Genomic DNA, 16,572 nt, shown 5'->3' with positions numbered 1-16,572 from the left:
GCGGACGTTGGGGCTGTTCTCGTAGATCTCATACATCCTGCCCGGCGGATTCACAGTGCAGGGCGGCCATGCCGGCTGCTCTTCACTGCACGTTTCTGTATCGTGCGATTCGTCACCTGTTTGACAGGTGACGAATAGCGTGTGACCATCGACAGGACGAAACGGCTGCCACCCACCGTGGTGCCTCACTGCATGGAGGGAGATGTCGAAGTGGGACACGAAGCCAAGGCCGAGGCCCCGGCGCAGGAAATCCGGCGCCTGCGGTTCGGCACGCTGCCGGAGCGCATCCGCCCGGAAGACATGATCGAAGAACGGCCGGCGGTGGCGCACGATCCGACGAGAGAGGCGTACGACGCCGACGAGTGGCTGGTGCGCGTCTGCCTCTGAGCCCCCGGCCGCGACCCGCCTGATCCTCAATGTGTCCCTGTCGAGGGCGCGGAGGGCCGAACCATCTCCCTTTCCCAGGAGGCCCAGTGAAGATCCGCAAAACCCTGACCGCCCTCGTGTCGGTGTCGGCCGCCGCGGTGATTGCCTGCGGCTGCTTCCTTCAGGTGTTCTGACGGCCGAACTAGCCAGAACGTCCATCACCAGTCAAACTGGTGACTTACCGACTTTACCGACTTACCGACTGACTGAGCTGTGTGGCCATGGTGAGCGACGTCCCGCACACGGCTCTGGCGACGACACAGAGAAACAGGTGACACGACATGGCTGACACCGAGCAGAAGGCCCTGCTGGCGGGCGGCTGCTTCTGGGGCATGCAAGAGCTGATCCGGACGTTCCCCGGCGTCCTGTCCACGCGGGTTGGGTACAGCGGAGGCGACATCGAGCGACCGACATACCGCAATCACGAGGGTCACGCCGAGTCGATCGAGATCGTCTTCGATCCGGGCGTGACGGACTACCGGACCATCCTGGAGTACTTCTTCCAGATCCACGACCCGACCACGAAGAACCGCCAGGGCAACGATGTGGGACTCAGTTACCGGTCCGCCATCTTCTACCTCGATGACGAGCAGCGGCGCATCGCTGAGGACACGATCGCGGACGTGGACGCGGCGGGGCTGTGGCCGGGGCCGGTGGTCACCGAAGTCGTGCCCGCCGGGCCGTTCTGGGAGGCCGAGCCCGAGCATCAGGACTACCTTCAGCGCTACCCGGACGGCTACACCTGCCACTTCCCCCGTCCCGGCTGGCGGCTGCCGCAGCGTCGGGCCTCCTGACCTGCTGAGCCTCCGGGGCCACCAAGGCGCTTGCCCCTGATCGAAAACTGCCGCGGAGCCACAGGCGCGGGATCGCGGGCCGACTCGGCTGCGCTGCTGACGCAGCCGAGTCGGCCCGCGACGTGTTTCCGGCCTCAGAGCGTGTGACTTCTCGCGGTGAGGCCCGAGGCGGTCTCTTCCAGCGCGGCCCGGTGACCGAACAGTCCCGTGCGGGCTGTCCGGTTCAGGGCGGCCACGACCGGCTCGGTCAACGCGCCGTAGCTTCGCCGACCTGGTCCGCTCGCAGCCGAAGCGAGTCCGGGGTGTGAGCCGTGCCGGACAGGTCGGAGACGAACGCGGACACGATGCCCGCCGGATCGGTCACGGCGCCGCAGTGGACGCCCATCACCCCGTCGGTGCCGAGCGCGTGGACCAGGCCGGCCATGGTGCCGCCGGAACCCAGGCCCACCACGACGGTGTCCAGGTCGGGGGCCTGGGCGAGCAGCTCGCGTCCGCACACGCTGTAGCCGCGGGCGCCGAGCGCGCTGGAGCCTCCGAAGGGGATCAGCGCTGGTACGGGGCCGTCGGCCCGCAGTCGCGCGGCCACTTCCGCGGCGGCAGCGCTGAGCGCGTCGCCATGGATGGCGCCGGCCCAGACGACGGTGGCACCGAAAAGGGCGTCCAAGGCGAGATCGTCCGCGCCGAGACCGAGTTCCTGGGCGAGCCGGGGCATGGGCTCCAGAGGAGTGGGCCAGGTGCCGAGCGTAACCGGCTCGGGGTCGTCGCTTGCGGAGGTAGTGATCACGTGATCGCACCGGGTGCCTGTCACCCTGCTCTTTCGTCGTCGATCTTCCCGCGTACAGCTCTTCGGGTGTCGGTCGAGACCTCTCTCTCGTCACCCGCTTGACGGGTGACGAGTCGAGTGGCATGCTCGTCACCAGTTAAACCGGTGACGCTCTCTCGTCCCGGATCCCCAGTCCATGGAAAGTGGATGAAGAAGATGGACCTGAAGCTGGAACTCCTCGTTCTCCCCGTCTCGGACGTCGACCGGGCCAAGGCCTTCTACGAGAAGGCGGGCTTCCGCCTGGATGTCGACAAGGCTCCCACCGAGGACTGGCGCGCGGTGCACCTCACACCGCCGGGATCCGAGGCGTCGATCATCTTCGGCAAGGGCCTCACCTCCGCCGAGCCAGGCTCCGCACAGGGCCTGTACCTGATCGTCTCCGACATCGAGGCGGCCCGCGAGGAACTGCTCGGGCGCGGCATTGAGGTGAGCGAGGTGTTCCATGACGCCCGAGGACTGCTCTTCCACGGCCACACCGGCGGCACGGTCACCCACGACCTGCCGGGCCAGGAGCGGCTCGCGGGCAGGCATCCCGAGGGCACCTCCTACGGCTCCTACGCCACCTTCAGCGACCCCGACGGCAATGGCTGGGTCCTCCAGGAAATCACCGAGCGGCTCCCCGGCCGCTGACACCGCCCCGCAATCTCAGGAGTAGGGATGAATGCATCAGCGGCGAGTGGTGCCGGCCGTGAGTACGACGTGATCGTCATCGGAGCGGGTCCCGTCGGCGAGAACGTGGCCGAGCGTGCTCGCGCCGCCGGTCTCAGCAGCGTGATCGTCGAGCGTGAACTGCTCGGTGGTGAATGCTCGTTCTGGGCGTGCGAGCCGAGCAAGGCGCTGTTGCGGCCGGTGGTGGCACGCGCCGACGCGCTCCGCGTCCCTGGGCTGCGCCAGGCGGTGGCCGGGCCGCTGGACGTCGACGCGGTTCTGGCCCACCGCGACAAGATGGCCTCCTACTGGAAGGACGAAAGCCAGGTCGACTGGCTGGACTCGGTCGACGTGGACCTGATCCGCGGGCACGGTCGGCTCGACGGTCCCCGGCAGGTGGCGGTGCACAGGGAGGACGGCGACGTCGTCCGGCTGGCCGCCCGGCACGCCGTCGTTCTCAGTACGGGGACCAGCGCGGCCCTGCCCCGGATCCCCGGACTGGACAGCGTCCGGGCCTGGAGCAGCCGCGAGGCGACCAGCGCGGAGCGGGCGCCCGGCAGGTTGGCCGTCGTTGGCGGTGGTGTGGTCGCCGTCGAGATGGCCACCGCCTGGCAGGCCCTGGGATCTCAAGTGACCATGCTGGTTCGCGAGGACCGGCTGCTTCAGCGGATGGAGCCGTTCGCCGGCGAGATGGTCGCGGACGGCTTGCGTGAGGCCGGCGTGGACATCCGGTACGACACCTCGGTGGCGTCCCTGCGCCGCGAGGACGGCGAGGTGCGGATCACCCTGGCGAACGGTCAGGAACTGGCGGCGGACGAGATCCTGCTGGCCACCGGCCGTGTCCCGCGAACCGCGGACGTGGGCCTGGAGACGGTCGGCCTGACCCCCGGTGACTGGCTCACCGTGGACGACACCTTCCGGGTGACCACCATCCCGGACGGCTGGCTCTACGCCGTCGGCGATGTCAACGGGCGCGCTCTGGTCACCCACCAGGGCAAATACCAGGCCCGGATCGCCGGCGCCGCCATAGGCGCCCGCGCCGGCGGCGAGCCCGTCGACGACTCCCGGTGGGGTGCGCACGTCGCGACCGCCGACAGCACGGCCGTACCGCAGGTCGTCTTCACGGTCCCCGAGGTCGCGGCAGTCGGGCTGACCACGCAGGAGGCCGAGCGCACCGGGCGCCGGGTCGACGTCGTCGACTACGACATCGGGCGCGTCGCCGGAGCCCACCAGTACGGCGAGGGCTACCGCGGCAAGGCGCGGATGCTGGTCGATCCGGACCGCGGCACCGTGGTCGGAGTCACCTTCGTCGGGCCCGGAACCGGCGAACTGCTCCACTCGGCCACGATTGCCATCGCCGGCGAGGTCCCGCTGGAACGGCTCTGGCACGCCGTACCCGCCTTCCCGACGATCAGCGAGGTCTGGCTGCGGCTCCTGGAGACCTACCGCGGCTGAAACCGAGGACACAACTGAAAGAGGACACAACTGAAACAGAAGCGCGGCCGGTGAGGAAGGCTCAGATCGCCCCCCGGAAACGACCGAGGCCGTCCAGACCCGGCCCCCTTCGGGGGCCCGGCCGGACGGCCTCAGTTCTGACTCAGATCAGTCTCAGACCAGGTCGAACCGGTCGAGGTTCATGACCTTGTCCCACGCGGCGACGAAGTCCTGCACGAACTTCTCCTTCGCGTCGTCGCTCGCGTAGACCTCCGCCAGCGCGCGCAGCTCGGAGTTCGAGCCGAAGACGAGGTCGGCGCGGGTGCCGGTCCACTTGACCTCGCCCGTGGCGGCGTCCAGGCCGTCGAACGTGGTCTGGTCCTCGGACGTCGACTTCCACGTCGTACCCAGGTCGAGGAGGTTGACGAAGAAGTCGTTCGTCAGCTTGCCGGGGTTCTCGGTGAGCACGCCGTGCTTCGACTGCTGGTGGTTGGCGCCCAGGACGCGCAGGCCACCGACCAGCACCGTCATCTCGGGGGCGCTCAGCGTCAGCAGGTTCGCCCGGTCGAGCAGCAGGTACTCGGCGGGAAGGCGGTTGCCCTTGCCGAGGTAGTTGCGGAAACCGTCCGAGGTCGGCTCCAGCGCGGCGAACGACTCGGCGTCGGTGTGCTCCTCCGTCGCGTCGACCCGGCCCGGGGTGAAGGGCACCTCGATGTCGTGGCCCGCGTCCTTGGCGGCCTTCTCCACGCCCACGCAGCCGCCGAGCACGATCAGGTCGGCCAGGGAGACCTTCTTGGCGGAGCCCGCGTTGAACTCCTGCTGGATGTTCTCCAGGGTGCGCAGGACCGTGGCGAGCTGGTCGGGGTCGTTGACCTCCCAGCCGCGCTGCGGCTCCAGGCGGATCCGGGCGCCGTTGGCACCGCCGCGCTTGTCGCTGCCGCGGAACGTCGAGGCCGACGCCCACGCCGTGCCGACCAGCTGCGAGACGGTCAGGTCCGAGTCGAGGAGCTTGGCCTTGAGGGCCGCGATCTCCTCGGCGCCGATGACCTCGCCCTCCGCCTCGGGCAGCGGGTCCTGCCACAGCAGGGTCTCCTCCGGGACCTCCGGGCCGAGGTAGTGCGACTTCGGGCCCATGTCACGGTGGGTCAGCTTGTACCAGGCCCGGGCGAAGGCGTCCGCGAACTCCTCCGGGTTCTCGTAGAACCGGCGGGAGATCGGCTCGTAGATCGGGTCGAAGCGCAGCGACAGGTCGGTGGTGAGCATCATCGGGCGGTGCTTCTTCGACGGGTCGTGCGCGTCCGGCACGATCTCCGGAGCGTCCTTGGCCACCCACTGGTGGGCGCCGGCCGGGCTCTGGGTGAGCTCGTACTCGTACTCGAAGAGGTTCTTGAAGAACCCGTTGCTCCACTGGGTCGGGGTCGTGGTCCAGGTGACCTCCAGACCCGAGGTGATGGCGTCCGCGCCCTTGCCGGTGCCGAAGGTGCTCTTCCAGCCCAGGCCCTGCTCCTCCATGGAGGCGGCCTCGGGGTCGTTGCCGACGTGGTCCGCCGGGCCGGCGCCGTGGGTCTTGCCGAAGGTGTGGCCACCGGCGATGAGGGCGACGGTCTCCTCGTCGTTCATCGCCATCCGGCGGAACGTCTCACGGATGTCGCGGGCCGCGGCCAGCGGGTCCGGGTTGCCGTTCGGGCCCTCCGGGTTGACGTAGATGAGGCCCATCTGGACCGCGCCGAGGGGGTTCTCCAGCTCGCGGTCACCGCTGTAGCGCTGGTCGTCCAGCCAGGTGGTCTCGGGACCCCAGTAGACGTCCTCCTCCGGCTCCCAGACGTCCGCACGGCCACCGCCGAAGCCGAAGGTCTTGAAGCCCATCTGCTCCAGGGCGACGTTGCCGGTGAGGATCATCAGGTCGGCCCAGGAGATGCTCTGGCCGTACTTCTTCTTGACCGGCCACAGCAGACGGCGGGCCTTGTCGAGGTTGCCGTTGTCCGGCCAGCTGTTGAGCGGGGCGAAGCGCTGCTGGCCGGCGCCGGCACCGCCGCGGCCGTCGCTGATGCGGTAGGTGCCCGCGCTGTGCCAGGCCATACGGATCATCAGCGGGCCGTAGTTGCCGAAGTCGGCGGGCCACCAGTCCTGCGAGGTCGTGAGCACCTCGGCGATGTCCCGTTTCACGGCCGCGAGGTCCAGTGCCTTGAACGCCTCGGCGTAGTCGAACTCCTCACCGAGCGGGTTGGCCACGGGAGGGTTCTTGGCGAGGATCTTCAGGTTGAGGCGCTCCGGCCACCACTGGCGGTTGCCACCGCCCTGCGTGGGGTGCGGGGCGCGCCCGTGCGCGACCGGGCAGCCTCCTGTGCCCTCCGTCTTGGGGTCGGTGACGATTGCATCAGGGTTCTCAGCCATGGGAATCCTTCTTCCGGACGGTGTGGATCACGGTGCTCAGGAACTGCGGGTGGAACAGTCGGGGCACAGGCCCCAGTAGATGACCTCGGCCTCGTCGATCGAGAAGCCGTGGTCGTCGGAGGCGGTCAGACAGGGAGCCTCGCCGGTGGCGCAGTCGACGTCGGTGACCGTGCCGCAGGACCGGCACACCAGGTGGTGGTGGTTGTCGCCGACGCGCCCCTCGTAGCGGGCGGGGCTGCCGGCCGGTTCGATCCGGCGGACGAGTCCCGCCGCGGTCAGCGCGTGCAGGGCCTCGTACACCGCTTGCAGCGAGATGTGGCCTACGCGATCGCGCACCCCGGATGCGATCGCGTCGACGCCCAGGTGGTCACCTTCCCGGACGGTTTCGAGCAGTGCGACGCGGGCGGCCGTCACCCGCAGGCCGGCACCGCGCAGCTCGTCGGCGGTGGTCGGGTTCTGGGATGCGGTCATGGCGGAGAACCTATCGCGATAAACACGAACGGTTCAAGAAAACGAAAGGTTAAATCATGAGCCGGGTCAGACGGCGTCCGTCCGTACACCTTCGAGGACCGGACGGGGACGGTCGGGCTGCTCGACCTACCAACTACCTCCACCTCACCCCGCTCGGCCGCCAGGAGGCCTGGTGGGGGCCGAAGGGGCGCGCGGAACCGCTCTGCCTGCGCGTCGGCGGCCCCGCGCTACGGCTCCCCGACGAGTACGACACCACGGCCGGCGTCACCCCGCCGCGAGGGACACCTCCGTCGCCTTGATCAGGGCGACGACGGGGGCGCCGGGGGCGAGTCCCAGGTCGTCGACGGCGTCCTTGGTGATCGCGGACGTCAGCTCGCCGCCCTCCGTCGCGACCTTGACGGAGGCCATCGCGCCGCCCGTGCCGACCCCCAGCACCGTGCCGCGCAGCCTGTTACGGATGGACAGTCCGTCCACCGCGCCGGTGGCGAGGGCGACCTCCGTGGACTTGATGAGGGCGCGTACGGCGGACCCCTCCGTCAGCCCCAGATCCCGTACCGCGTCCACGGTGATCGCCGCGGTGATCTCCTGCCCGCCGTCGAGACGGACCGCGACGGTCGCCATGACCTCGCCGTGGGTGATGGCAGTGACGGTGCCGGGCAGCTGGTTGCGGATGCTCAGGGCCATGGTGAAACACCTCAAACGGGGAGAAATGGTGTTCGCTGCGCCTACCGTAGCCGGGCCACCCTCCAGTGTGATCCGTCCCACACCGGCGGCGCGGAACTCCGCCCGTCCCGTATCCGACTCCTGGACCGCACGGCGCGAACCGAGTGACGCCGTGCGACGCGATCAGGAGACCCGTGATGGACGACTCCCGACCACCCGCCCCCGGCACCATCAGGGCGCTCCGGGACCTGCTGCCCCCGCCCGCCCTCGGCGGATTCCTGTTGCTGCTCGCTGTCGTCTTCGGGGTGTCGTACGCCGTCGGATCCACCGTCGGCCCGGACGCCCCCGGTGTGCAGCGCACCGACAGCGGCACGAGCGACGCGGAAACCCCCACCGGCACTGGCACTCACGGCGACCATCCGAGGGCCACGCCCCATGACCCCCAGTCGGCGCCCGCCCTAGGTGTATTGACCCGCAGGGTTGTTCACGCGGGTGATGGGTGGCTGGCCGCCGAGTGCGGTGTGGCAGCGGTGGTGGTTGTAGGTGTGCAGGAAGTCTGCCAGGGCGTCAGTGCGTTCGGTGTTGCTGGTGTAGGGCCGCACGTAGGCCCACTCATCGAGCAGGGTGCGGTTGAAGCGTTCGACCTTGCCGTTGGTCTGCGGCCGGTAGGCGCGGGTGAGTTTGCCGGTTGCGCCGAGGTCGGCCAGTGCCTGCTGCCAGGCGAAGCTCTTGCGGTAGGGCCAGGCGTTGTCGGTCAGGACCCGCTCGATGCGGTCGATGCCGCAGGCGGTGAAGAAGGCTGCGGCCCGGCGCAGGAAGTCTGCGCAGGTGGCGGCCTTCTCGTCGCCGTGGATCTCGCTGTAGGCCAGCCGGGTGTGGTCGTCGACGGCGGAGTGGACGTAGTCGAAGCCCATGCTGTTGCGCGTGGCGCGGCCGGCCTGGCGGCCGAGGACCTTGTGGCCGCCGCCGTCGGGGATCCGGCCGAGTTTCTTGACGTCGACGTGGAGCAGTTCGCCGGGCCGGTCGCGTTCGTAGCGGCGGATGACCTGCCCGGTGGGCCGGTCCAGGTGGGCCAGCCGGTTCAGGCCGTGGCGGACCAGGATGCGATGCGTGGTGGAGGCGGGCAGGCCCAGGATCGGGCCGATGCGGGCGGGCCGAGCTTGTGGGTCTGTCGCATCCTGCACACGCGGGCCTCCACGGTGGCCGGGGTGCGGTGGGGTGTGGTGTGTGGCCTGCTGGGGCGGTCGATGAGTCCTGCCTCGCCGCTTGTGCGCCAACGGCGTAGCCACTTGTGGGCCGTGGCTCGTGAGATGCCCATCTCGGCAGCTACGTGGGCGACCGGTCGTCCAGAACACACGCGTTCGACGAGCAGCCGCCTGCCATGAACGGTCAACCGGGCATTACGGTGGGACACGAAGGCCTCCGTGCGGTGAAGATTCGACACCTCCACCACACACGGGGGCCTTCGCCACGATCAAGACCTGTGACCGTCAACAACGCTCGTGATCAATACACCTAGGGCCTGTTGCGAAAGTCCCGCCTGCCCCGCGACGCCCGGCACGCTCCCCCACTGCCTTGAGGGCGTGGGAGGTGCCCCCACTCGCCGCACCGCGCGAAAGCCCACGTAGCGCCTCCCCCACTCTCGACTTCGCTCGAGCGGGGGGACCCCCATCGACGACTTCCGCGCGGCACGCCGAGAGCACGCACCGAACGCCGCAGGGCCCGCCCTCCGGCGGACGACGGGACTTTCGCAACAGGCCCTAGCCCTGCCGGCGTGCGGGCCGGCCGAAGCGCACCGCCACCCCCGGTGAGTACAGGACACTCACCGGTTCGCCGACCGGCTCGGGCAGGCCCGCCGCGGCGATCAGGTCCTCCTCGCACTTGAGGAGTTCGGCGCGGTGCAGGGGCCAGCGCGAGTGGGTGTTCGGGAGGTGGACGGGGCGGCCGAGGACGGTGGTGGGCATGCCCCAGCGAGCGGTCACGAAGTGCTCGAGCTCGGTGGGCTCGGCGATGCGCTCGCCGACCCGCACGGTGATCCTGCTGTACGCGCTCCGGGGGCCGGGCAGCCGCCGGGTGCTGGTGTAGGTGAGGACGGTGTCGTCGCGGGACACGGCCATCCTCGACCAGACGTAGGGAAGCCGGAACGCCGACCGGCCGATCGCCACCGGCAGCAGACGGGAGGCGTCCATCGAACGGAAGACCACGCCGCGCCGGCCGTGGCTGTCGACCGAGTAGAGCCGGACGTTGGTCTCCGGAAAGCTCCCCAGATACGGCACGCCGGGCAGGCGCAACCAGCCGACCCGATGCATCCGGAACGCCACGAGACCGACGTACGACACCCCGCCCAAGGTGTCCGGCACGCACCCGGACGGCAGCAGCGGCGCCACGTCCACGGGATCGGCGGCCCAGTGCAGGAAGGCCAGATCGAGCCATGACTGGGTGAGCAGGGGGCGGGGCGTGGAACCGGGCGGATCGGCCGTTATCGGCTCGGGGTCGGGCTCGGGCAGCGGGAGGGGCACGACTCGAGAATGCCAGAGGGGGAGCTGGGCCAGGGAGTACGTCGTCGCCATCAGTGGTCGTCCCACAGGCCGTGCCGGTTCCGGCATATGTGTGTGGTCTGTATCACAGGTCTCGGATTGAGTCGCCGACACCAGCCTTTTCCGTACCCACCGTTGACGACCGGGCGCCGGATGCAAGGATGAGGGCCGTCATGACTGCTGGGTGGTGCTCGCGCACGGTTCGGGCCGCGGTGTTCGCGGCCGTCTGTGTGCTGCTCGCCGCCCTCGGGCACGTGTTGATGTCCGGCCATCATGTGCCCTGGTGGGCACTGGTCACCGGCGCCGCCGTGACCGGCGCCGCGGGCTGGGGGCTGGCCCGCCGGGAGCGCGGGCTGCCGTTGATCGTGACCGTCGTGGTCACCGCCCAGACGGCACTGCACTCCGCCTTCTCCGTCGCCCAGTCGGCGGCCGCGGAGCAGGACGCGGTCCACATCCACACGGGTGCCATGGGCCACGACATGTCGGCGATGCCCATGGGTGCCGCGCACATGTCGTCGATGCCCATGGGCTCGACGCACACGCACTCCATGGACGCCATGGATCTCGGCCCCATCGGGGGCATGAGTTCCGTCATGGACGGCTCGTCGTCGTTCGGCATGCTCGCCGCCCACCTGCTGGCCGCGCTGCTGTGCGGCCTGTGGCTGGCACACGGCGAGCGCGCCGCGTTCCGCATTCTGCGGGCCGTGGCCGGATGGCTGGCGGCACCGCTGCGGCTTCCGCTCGCCGTGCCCGCCCCGCCGCACCGCCCGCGCCCCCGCCCGCGGCGCCGCGCGTCGGCGCGGTCACCGCGACGGCTCCTCCTCGTCCACGCGATCACCTCTCGGGGTCCGCCCCTGGGGAGCGCTGTCTGACGGCAGCCGGTAACCCGAGGCAGCCGTACGCGCCTCGGGTCACGGTCGTACGCCCGCGCAGGCATCCGACGCCGCGCAGGACGCCGTACGGCCGACTCCCCACGCACCGGATCACGGACCGCACGCGCGCCCACGCGCCACCGGTCGGGATCCGGGATGACCGAGAAGGACACCAGGTGATCACTCCTGCCCTGCCCGCCCCACGCGAGAGAACCGAGGAGTACGAGAATGCCGAGGAGCATGAGAAAGACGAGGACCACGAGAAAACCGAGGATCAGGAGAATGCCGAGGAGCATGAGAACGCCGACGACTCGATAACGGCGTGGGCGCTGGCCGCCCGGGCCGGTGACCCGGACGCCGTCGACCGCTTCGTCCGCGCCCTGCACCGCGATGTCCTGCGTTACGTCGCCCATCTGTGTGCCGACCCGCAGGCCGTCGACGACCTGGCGCAGGACACGTTCCTGCGGGCGCTGGGCAGCCTGCACCGGTTCGAGGGCCGTTCCTCCGCGCGGGCCTGGCTGCTGTCGATCGCGCGGCGTGCGGTGATCGACAGCTATCGGTACGCCGCCGCCCGGCCCCGCCTGAGCGACGTACCGGACTGGCGGCTGGCCGTGGAACTGGCCCAGCCGCGCGACCTGCCCGGTTTCGACGACGGGATCGCCCTGCTCGACCTGCTGGCCGCCCTGCCCGAGGAGCGCCGGGAGGCCTTCGTCCTCACCCAGCTGCTCGGGCTGCCGTACGCGGAGGCCGCCGCACTGAGCGACTGCCCGATCGGCACGGTCCGGTCCCGGGTGAACCGGGCCCGCGCCACGCTCATCGACCTGCTCACGGCAGCCGACGAGCCGGCCGTACTGGTCGCCTGACCGACGGGAGGGTGCCGGTTCCGACCGGCACCCTCGGATCTCAGATCGCTGCCGTCGCCGTGGGGAGTTCGTGCGCGCAGGTGTCGTCGATGCCGTAGGTGTCCCAGGCCGGGAACGGGTCGTCGGACGGAGGCGCCTCGCCCTCGCGCAGCAGACAGGCGGCCAGCGCGGCGTGCAGGGCGTCGGGCTTCAGCTCCGTGCCGATGAAGACCAGTTCCTGGGCGTACGGGGCGTCGTGGTCGCGGGCGGCGGACGGTTCGAAGCGGGCGACGGAGCCCGCCTGCGACCACAGGCCCGTCACGTGCGGGCGGCTGGCCAGGGTGAAGAAGCCCTTGGAGCGCAGCACGCGCCCGTGGCCGCCGCCGTCCAGCTCCTCCATCACGAAGGTCCACAACCGGCCGGGGTGGAAGGGCAGTTCCGAGCGGAAGACGGTGGAGGAGATGCCGTACTCCTCGGTCTCCGGAACATGGTCGCCGTTCAGTTCCCGGACCCAGCCCGGCGCCTGCTGGGCGCGGGCCAGGTCGAACAGGCCGGTGTCCAGGACCTCGTGGAGGTCCACGCGGCCGTGTGTGGCGGGGACGACGCGGGCGGCCGGGTTGAGCCGCGTCAACGTCGCCCGCAGCCGGTCGGCGGTGGCGGCGTCGACGAGGTCGAGCTTGTTCAGCACGATGACGTCCGCGAACTCGACCTGGTCGATCAGCAGATCGCTGACGGTGCGTTCGTCGTCCTCATACTGGTCGAGGCCGCGCTCCACCAGCTCGTCGCCACTGTCCAGCTCGGCCAGGAAGTTGGCGGCGTCGACCACGGTGACCATGGTGTCGAGGCGGGCGAGGTCGCCGAGCGTGGCGCCGTCGTCGCGGGCGAAGGCGAAGGTGGCGGCCACGGGCATTGGTTCCCAGATACCTTGCCTAGGCCCACAACTATGTTGTGAACTCAGCTCGTGACACATCAGCTGAATGGCGGGCGCCTGGTCGCGCGCGAGTATCGCCGCCTGTCCGACGCCAAGGGCGGCACGAGTATCGAAGACCAGGGCAGCGACAACACCACAGCGGCCGACGAGAACGACTGGGATCTCCACGGCGAGCCGTACATCGACGAAGGCCTGAGTGCATCCCGTTACGCGCGGAAGCGGCGCGACGACTTCGACCAGTTGGTGGCCGACCTGAGCAGCGGATCGACGGGCCGTGAGAGCCGGTTCGGAGCGGACATCCTGATGCTTTGGGAGAGCTCGCGTGGCTCTCGCCGAGTGGGTGAGTGGGTCTCCTTCATCGAGCTCTGCGAGGAGAAGGGCGTCAAGATCTGGGTCACGACGCACGAGCGGCTGTACAACCCCGCCAACGGCCGTGACCGCAAGGCGCTGATCGACGACGCCAACGACTCGGAGTACGAGTCGTACAAGACCCACAAGCGCGTCAGCCGTACCGCAGCCAACCAGGCCAGGAAGGGCAGGCCGTACGGCGAGGCGCCGTACGGGCTCATGCCGGTCTATGACGCGACCACGGGCAAGCTTGTGAACTGGACTGAGGATCCGCTGCGGTCGATGGTGCCCCGGGAGTTGTTCCGGCTGCTGGAGCGGCGGATACCCATGGCCGAGATCGAGCGAAGGTTCGAAAGACGTGGGTACCGGAACCGGTCGGGACGGCCTTTCATCCATGCCCATCTTGCGGACATGGCGCGGCGCCACTCGTACACCGGCCTGCGCTACTACAAAGGCGTAGCCTACGAGGCCACTTGGGACGCAATCGTGCCGAGGAAGCGCTTTTGGAACGTGCAGCGCTTCCTCGACACCCCGGGGCGCGCCACATACAAGGGCGGCGGCGCCCAGTACGAGCTGACGGCCGGCTTGCGGTGCAGTCGCTGTGGGGCCCTTTTCCGCGTCGAGAGACACGAGGGCCCCAGGGCCAGGGCCAGCAGGGCCAACAGGAAGCCTGGCTACAAGTGCACCAACGGCTGCCTGAACATCGAGAAGAAGCCCGTCGACGAACTGATCATCGGCAAGCCAGGGGACCTCGGCGTGCTGTTGTCGTACCTCGCCCGCGAGGACATATACGAGGTGCTGCGGGCGCCCGGCAGCGACGACGCCACCGTACGGCAGGTGCAGGCTCAGCTGGCGACGGCCCGGGCTGAGCGGGACGAGATGAGGCAGGCCAAGGGCTCCAACATGGCGCAGGTCCTGGTGCTGGCGAATTCCCTCGCGGCCAAAGAGAAGGAGGTTGCTGAGTTGGAGGCGCGGGAGCGGGAGCTGACTCTGCCGTCTTCCATCCTCAGCGTCATCAAGCCCGGGGCCGACGTCTGGACGTCCTGGCACGAAGCGTCGATCCTCGCTCGCCGCGACGCCGTACGACTCATCCTCGCTCCGCGGTATCTCGGCTACCCCTACGTCCTTCCCAGCCCTCGCACTGGGCCCAACCAGCCCATCGCCGAACGCATCGTGTGGCGACACGTTGAGGGGCCCATTCCCGCGCTCGCCAAGGTCCCGCCGAAGGGAGTCGAAGACGCCGGCGCCCACGGCGAGTAGCAGCGGCACGCTGGCGCGAGCCCGGCTCCCGGCTGACGGCCGGGAGTCGGGCGGAACGTTACGCCAGCGTCAGCGGTGCACCGGGCACCGTGAGGAGCGGCGCGGGGCTGGCGAGGGGCGGCGGAGGTCGGCGGCCAAACCAGCACTGGATCCACAGCCCGTCGCCGACGAGGCGCAACAGCAGATCGTTCATGTCGTTCTGCGCCTGCCTCGTGCACTCGTCCTCGTCGACGAGCCAGACGATGCTGCCGTCCTCCTCGACGCCGACGACGACACGGCCGGACGGCATCATGTGGCCCGGCACACGCTCCCAGCGGGATACGGCCAGCATGAGGCCCTGGGCCGGGTGTCTCCTCCTGCTGTCAGCGGTCCATATCTGCCGCCAGGAGCCGTGCACGATCTGATGCATGGACGTGCGAGTGAACCCGTCGGCGAGCCGTCGACTGCAGTGACCGGGTGCGAAGAGGACTCCAGCCTGCCCCCCTGGCTGATTCTGGATATCAACAGTTCGGCCGTCCGGTATCTCGCCGCGTGCTGCGACCCGGTACTGCACCTGTATGTGTGGCCTGTAGGACATTCGTCCCCCCTGTACACCCGCGCCACCACTGATACAGAAGTGGCAGCACGGACCTGTGTGCCTTCCGCTGCCACGCGGGGCACCCATCTTGCACAGGACAAACACTTTTGGCCACACAATCCTCACACTCTGTTAGGGGAGTGCTCTCAACTGCGGTTATGTGGCGTCGAGTTGAGGATTTCGAAAGTTTTCAGCCATCACGCCGCTGCGGCGTCTTGCGGTACAGGCGCATCAGTTCCTGCATCTTCGCGGCGTCCTCGGCGCTCGGTTCACCCTCCACCAGACCCCGGGCCTGACCGTCGTCGCTCCACGTGGTGTAGACGCCCATGAACTGGACGCCGGCCGCGTCCTGCACCTGGGCAGGATCCAGATGCAGAACGGCGACCAGCGCATCCAGCTGCGGATACTCCGGATACTCGCTCGGGTCGAGTGCCGCCCGCTCCAGGCGGTCCAGCCAGTCGGCCTCGACCAGGCGCTCCCCGCTGCCGGGGTCGACCGTGGCGGCCGCCACCGCCTCCAAGCTCATCCCCACCTCGGCGCGACGCACACGGACCAGGTCGGAGAGGTCCGTAGGTCGGGTCTCGGGGGGTGTCGTCTCCTCGAGGTCCCGACGCACGAGACGCATTACCTCATCGACGCCTTCAGGGGTCACGCCGAGCTCCTTCGCCGAAGAGCGCACGACGCGCCGCAGAGCCTCGCTGGGTGAGAGCCCTGCGGGCGCCGGCGGCTTCGAAGTCTCGTCTCGCTCTGAAACGGCCTCAAGAGGGGTGGGCTCGCCGCCGTTGAGGATGGCGTAGACACTCCCGGGCGCCCAGCGGAGCGCCTCGTCTAGCCCGCGCGCTGTGAGTTCGGCGGGCCTGTAGTCGCCGCGCCGCACGGCGCGCAGCGCCTCGTAGGAGATGCCTGCAGCTTGCGACACCTCACGCCAGTTCATGCGCAATTCGAGGCGACGCTGACTCATCGCCTCATCCAGCCGCTCATGCGGTTCCGGCATCAGCACCCCTTCTGACCAGCAAAACGCAGGGTAACGCAACTTACCGCAGCGCGACATCGCCCCTGACTTGTGTATGCCTGTGTCCTGAGCCTTGCTAACGTGTGTTGTCCTGCGTTATGTTGTGGTCCATGCCCAGCGAAACCACAAGTCGAGTGAAGCAGCAGCGGCTGCGGCGCGGCATGACTCAGCAGGATTTGGCCGAGAAGTGCGCTCAAGCGGGCGTGCCCGTGGATGAGTCGCAGATCAGCCGGATTGAGCGCGGGATCTACACGCCGCGTCCCAAGCTGCGTGCCCTCCTGGCGGAGCTCCTCGAACTCGACGTCGACGACTTCGGGAGAGCGGCGTGACGCGCGAGGAGCGGCGGGCCTACATCCGCAAGATCGTCGATGCCGCCCCGCCGCTTTCCGCAGAGGATGCCGACCTGCTGCGCGCTCTCATCCCGATGGGCGGCCGCCTCGCCGCCGAGCGCGCTTCCGGCGCACGTCCACAACCGGCCACCGCCCGTAGGGCAGCCGCCTGATCAAACAAAGCGGGGCCGTGCCCGGCTCCACCCGCGCA

General features: G+C 69.4%; 16 protein-coding genes and 2 pseudogenes. 9 read left to right on the top strand and 9 right to left on the bottom strand.

Annotated elements, in window-relative coordinates; all coding sequences use genetic code 11:
• Positions 1–192 precede the first annotated feature (192 nt).
• Both HJD23_RS04260 and msrA read left to right on the top strand, forming a co-directional pair.
• The gene (locus HJD23_RS04260; protein WP_171111328.1) at positions 193–387 is read left to right on the top strand and encodes a hypothetical protein; all 195 of its coding nucleotides are present in this window, start codon (positions 193–195) and stop codon (positions 385–387) included.
• A 320-nt stretch (positions 388–707) separates the two neighbouring features.
• Positions 708–1,220, top strand: coding sequence for a peptide-methionine (S)-S-oxide reductase MsrA (msrA, locus tag HJD23_RS04255; protein ID WP_171107355.1), 513 nt, complete (start codon positions 708–710; stop codon positions 1,218–1,220).
• Between the two features lie 247 nt (positions 1,221–1,467).
• Here msrA and HJD23_RS04250 read toward each other — a convergent pair whose 3' ends face one another.
• Positions 1,468–2,004, bottom strand: coding sequence for a pyridoxal-phosphate dependent enzyme (locus HJD23_RS04250; RefSeq protein WP_240980626.1), 537 nt, complete (start codon positions 2,002–2,004; stop codon positions 1,468–1,470).
• Positions 2,005–2,199: 195 nt separating this feature from the next.
• Between HJD23_RS04250 and HJD23_RS04245 the strand changes: the two genes are divergently transcribed.
• Together HJD23_RS04245 and HJD23_RS04240 are read left to right on the top strand one after the other, a co-directional pair.
• Positions 2,200–2,673 carry a VOC family protein gene (locus tag HJD23_RS04245; RefSeq protein ID WP_171111330.1) on the top strand — a complete coding sequence of 158 codons (474 nt, stop codon included), beginning with the start codon at positions 2,200–2,202 and terminating at the stop codon, positions 2,671–2,673.
• Between the two features lie 27 nt (positions 2,674–2,700).
• Positions 2,701–4,146 carry an NAD(P)/FAD-dependent oxidoreductase gene (locus tag HJD23_RS04240; RefSeq protein WP_171107357.1) on the top strand — a complete coding sequence of 482 codons (1,446 nt, stop codon included), beginning with the start codon at positions 2,701–2,703 and terminating at the stop codon, positions 4,144–4,146.
• Between the two features lie 153 nt (positions 4,147–4,299).
• On the opposite strand, the gene katG is transcribed toward HJD23_RS04240, so the two are convergent.
• The 5 genes and pseudogenes from katG to HJD23_RS04215 all read right to left on the bottom strand — a co-directional run bounded on the left by katG (position 4,300) and on the right by HJD23_RS04215 (position 10,172).
• Complete coding sequence (gene katG / locus HJD23_RS04235) at positions 4,300–6,519, bottom strand: catalase/peroxidase HPI (protein ID WP_171107359.1); 2,220 nt, start codon at positions 6,517–6,519, stop codon at positions 4,300–4,302.
• 36 nt (positions 6,520–6,555) lie between these two features.
• Positions 6,556–6,990, bottom strand: coding sequence for a Fur family transcriptional regulator (locus HJD23_RS04230; RefSeq protein ID WP_171107362.1), 435 nt, complete (start codon positions 6,988–6,990; stop codon positions 6,556–6,558).
• Between the two features lie 264 nt (positions 6,991–7,254).
• The gene (locus HJD23_RS04225) at positions 7,255–7,674 is read right to left on the bottom strand and encodes a TOBE domain-containing protein (RefSeq protein ID WP_171107364.1); all 420 of its coding nucleotides are present in this window, start codon (positions 7,672–7,674) and stop codon (positions 7,255–7,257) included.
• Positions 7,675–8,111: 437 nt separating this feature from the next.
• A pseudogene (locus tag HJD23_RS04220) lies at positions 8,112–9,067 on the bottom strand (IS481 family transposase).
• Positions 9,068–9,413: 346 nt separating this feature from the next.
• Positions 9,414–10,172, bottom strand: coding sequence for a DUF2071 domain-containing protein (locus tag HJD23_RS04215; RefSeq protein WP_240980625.1), 759 nt, complete (start codon positions 10,170–10,172; stop codon positions 9,414–9,416).
• A gap of 191 nt (positions 10,173–10,363) precedes the next feature.
• Here HJD23_RS04215 and HJD23_RS04210 point away from each other — a divergent pair, with 191 nt between their 5' ends.
• A complete protein-coding gene (locus tag HJD23_RS04210; protein WP_171111295.1) occupies positions 10,364–11,062 on the top strand; it encodes a hypothetical protein in 699 nt (232 codons plus the stop codon).
• A 176-nt stretch (positions 11,063–11,238) separates the two neighbouring features.
• A complete protein-coding gene (locus tag HJD23_RS04205; RefSeq protein ID WP_240980624.1) occupies positions 11,239–11,925 on the top strand; it encodes a sigma-70 family RNA polymerase sigma factor in 687 nt (228 codons plus the stop codon).
• A 40-nt stretch (positions 11,926–11,965) separates the two neighbouring features.
• On the opposite strand, the pseudogene HJD23_RS04200 reads toward HJD23_RS04205, so the two are convergent.
• Positions 11,966–12,829, bottom strand: a pseudogene (locus HJD23_RS04200) (GTP-binding protein); the annotation flags it as partial.
• 36 nt (positions 12,830–12,865) lie between these two features.
• On the opposite strand from HJD23_RS04200, the gene HJD23_RS04195 reads away from it, so the two are divergent.
• Complete coding sequence (locus tag HJD23_RS04195; RefSeq protein WP_171111293.1) at positions 12,866–14,443, top strand: recombinase family protein; 1,578 nt, start codon at positions 12,866–12,868, stop codon at positions 14,441–14,443.
• A gap of 58 nt (positions 14,444–14,501) precedes the next feature.
• On the opposite strand, the gene HJD23_RS04190 is transcribed toward HJD23_RS04195, so the two are convergent.
• A complete protein-coding gene (locus HJD23_RS04190) occupies positions 14,502–14,852 on the bottom strand; it encodes a hypothetical protein (protein ID WP_171111290.1) in 351 nt (116 codons plus the stop codon).
• A gap of 358 nt (positions 14,853–15,210) precedes the next feature.
• Positions 15,211–16,014, bottom strand: a complete 804-nt coding sequence (locus HJD23_RS04185) for a helix-turn-helix domain-containing protein (protein WP_171111288.1) — start codon at positions 16,012–16,014, stop codon at positions 15,211–15,213.
• A 128-nt stretch (positions 16,015–16,142) separates the two neighbouring features.
• Between HJD23_RS04185 and HJD23_RS04180 the strand changes: the two genes are divergently transcribed.
• The gene (locus HJD23_RS04180) at positions 16,143–16,361 is read left to right on the top strand and encodes a helix-turn-helix transcriptional regulator (RefSeq protein ID WP_171111286.1); all 219 of its coding nucleotides are present in this window, start codon (positions 16,143–16,145) and stop codon (positions 16,359–16,361) included.
• Positions 16,358–16,534 (top strand): hypothetical protein, encoded by a 177-nt coding sequence (locus HJD23_RS04175; RefSeq protein WP_171111284.1) that lies wholly within the window; start codon positions 16,358–16,360, stop codon positions 16,532–16,534. The genes HJD23_RS04180 and HJD23_RS04175 overlap by 4 nt, the downstream gene beginning before the upstream one ends.
• Positions 16,535–16,572 lie beyond the last annotated feature (38 nt).

The organism is Streptomyces sp. Z423-1 (assembly GCF_013009255.1).
Taxonomy (GTDB): domain Bacteria; phylum Actinomycetota; class Actinomycetes; order Streptomycetales; family Streptomycetaceae; genus Streptomyces; species Streptomyces gossypiisoli.
The sequence above is the reverse complement of the archived record's forward strand: the minus strand, read 5'-3'. Positions and strand labels throughout refer to the sequence as shown.

Coding starts and splice junctions, on each gene's coding strand:
- HJD23_RS04260 (WP_171111328.1), top strand. CDS start 193: ATGGAGGGAGATGTCGAAGTGGGACACGAAGCCAAGGCCGAGGCCCCG.
- msrA (WP_171107355.1), top strand. CDS start 708: ATGGCTGACACCGAGCAGAAGGCCCTGCTGGCGGGCGGCTGCTTCTGG.
- HJD23_RS04245 (WP_171111330.1), top strand. CDS start 2,200: ATGGACCTGAAGCTGGAACTCCTCGTTCTCCCCGTCTCGGACGTCGAC.
- HJD23_RS04240 (WP_171107357.1), top strand. CDS start 2,701: ATGAATGCATCAGCGGCGAGTGGTGCCGGCCGTGAGTACGACGTGATC.
- katG (WP_171107359.1), bottom strand. CDS start 6,519: ATGGCTGAGAACCCTGATGCAATCGTCACCGACCCCAAGACGGAGGGC.
- HJD23_RS04230 (WP_171107362.1), bottom strand. CDS start 6,990: ATGACCGCATCCCAGAACCCGACCACCGCCGACGAGCTGCGCGGTGCC.
- HJD23_RS04225 (WP_171107364.1), bottom strand. CDS start 7,674: ATGGCCCTGAGCATCCGCAACCAGCTGCCCGGCACCGTCACTGCCATC.
- HJD23_RS04210 (WP_171111295.1), top strand. CDS start 10,364: ATGACTGCTGGGTGGTGCTCGCGCACGGTTCGGGCCGCGGTGTTCGCG.
- HJD23_RS04190 (WP_171111290.1), bottom strand. CDS start 14,852: ATGCATCAGATCGTGCACGGCTCCTGGCGGCAGATATGGACCGCTGAC.
- HJD23_RS04185 (WP_171111288.1), bottom strand. CDS start 16,014: ATGCCGGAACCGCATGAGCGGCTGGATGAGGCGATGAGTCAGCGTCGC.
- HJD23_RS04180 (WP_171111286.1), top strand. CDS start 16,143: ATGCCCAGCGAAACCACAAGTCGAGTGAAGCAGCAGCGGCTGCGGCGC.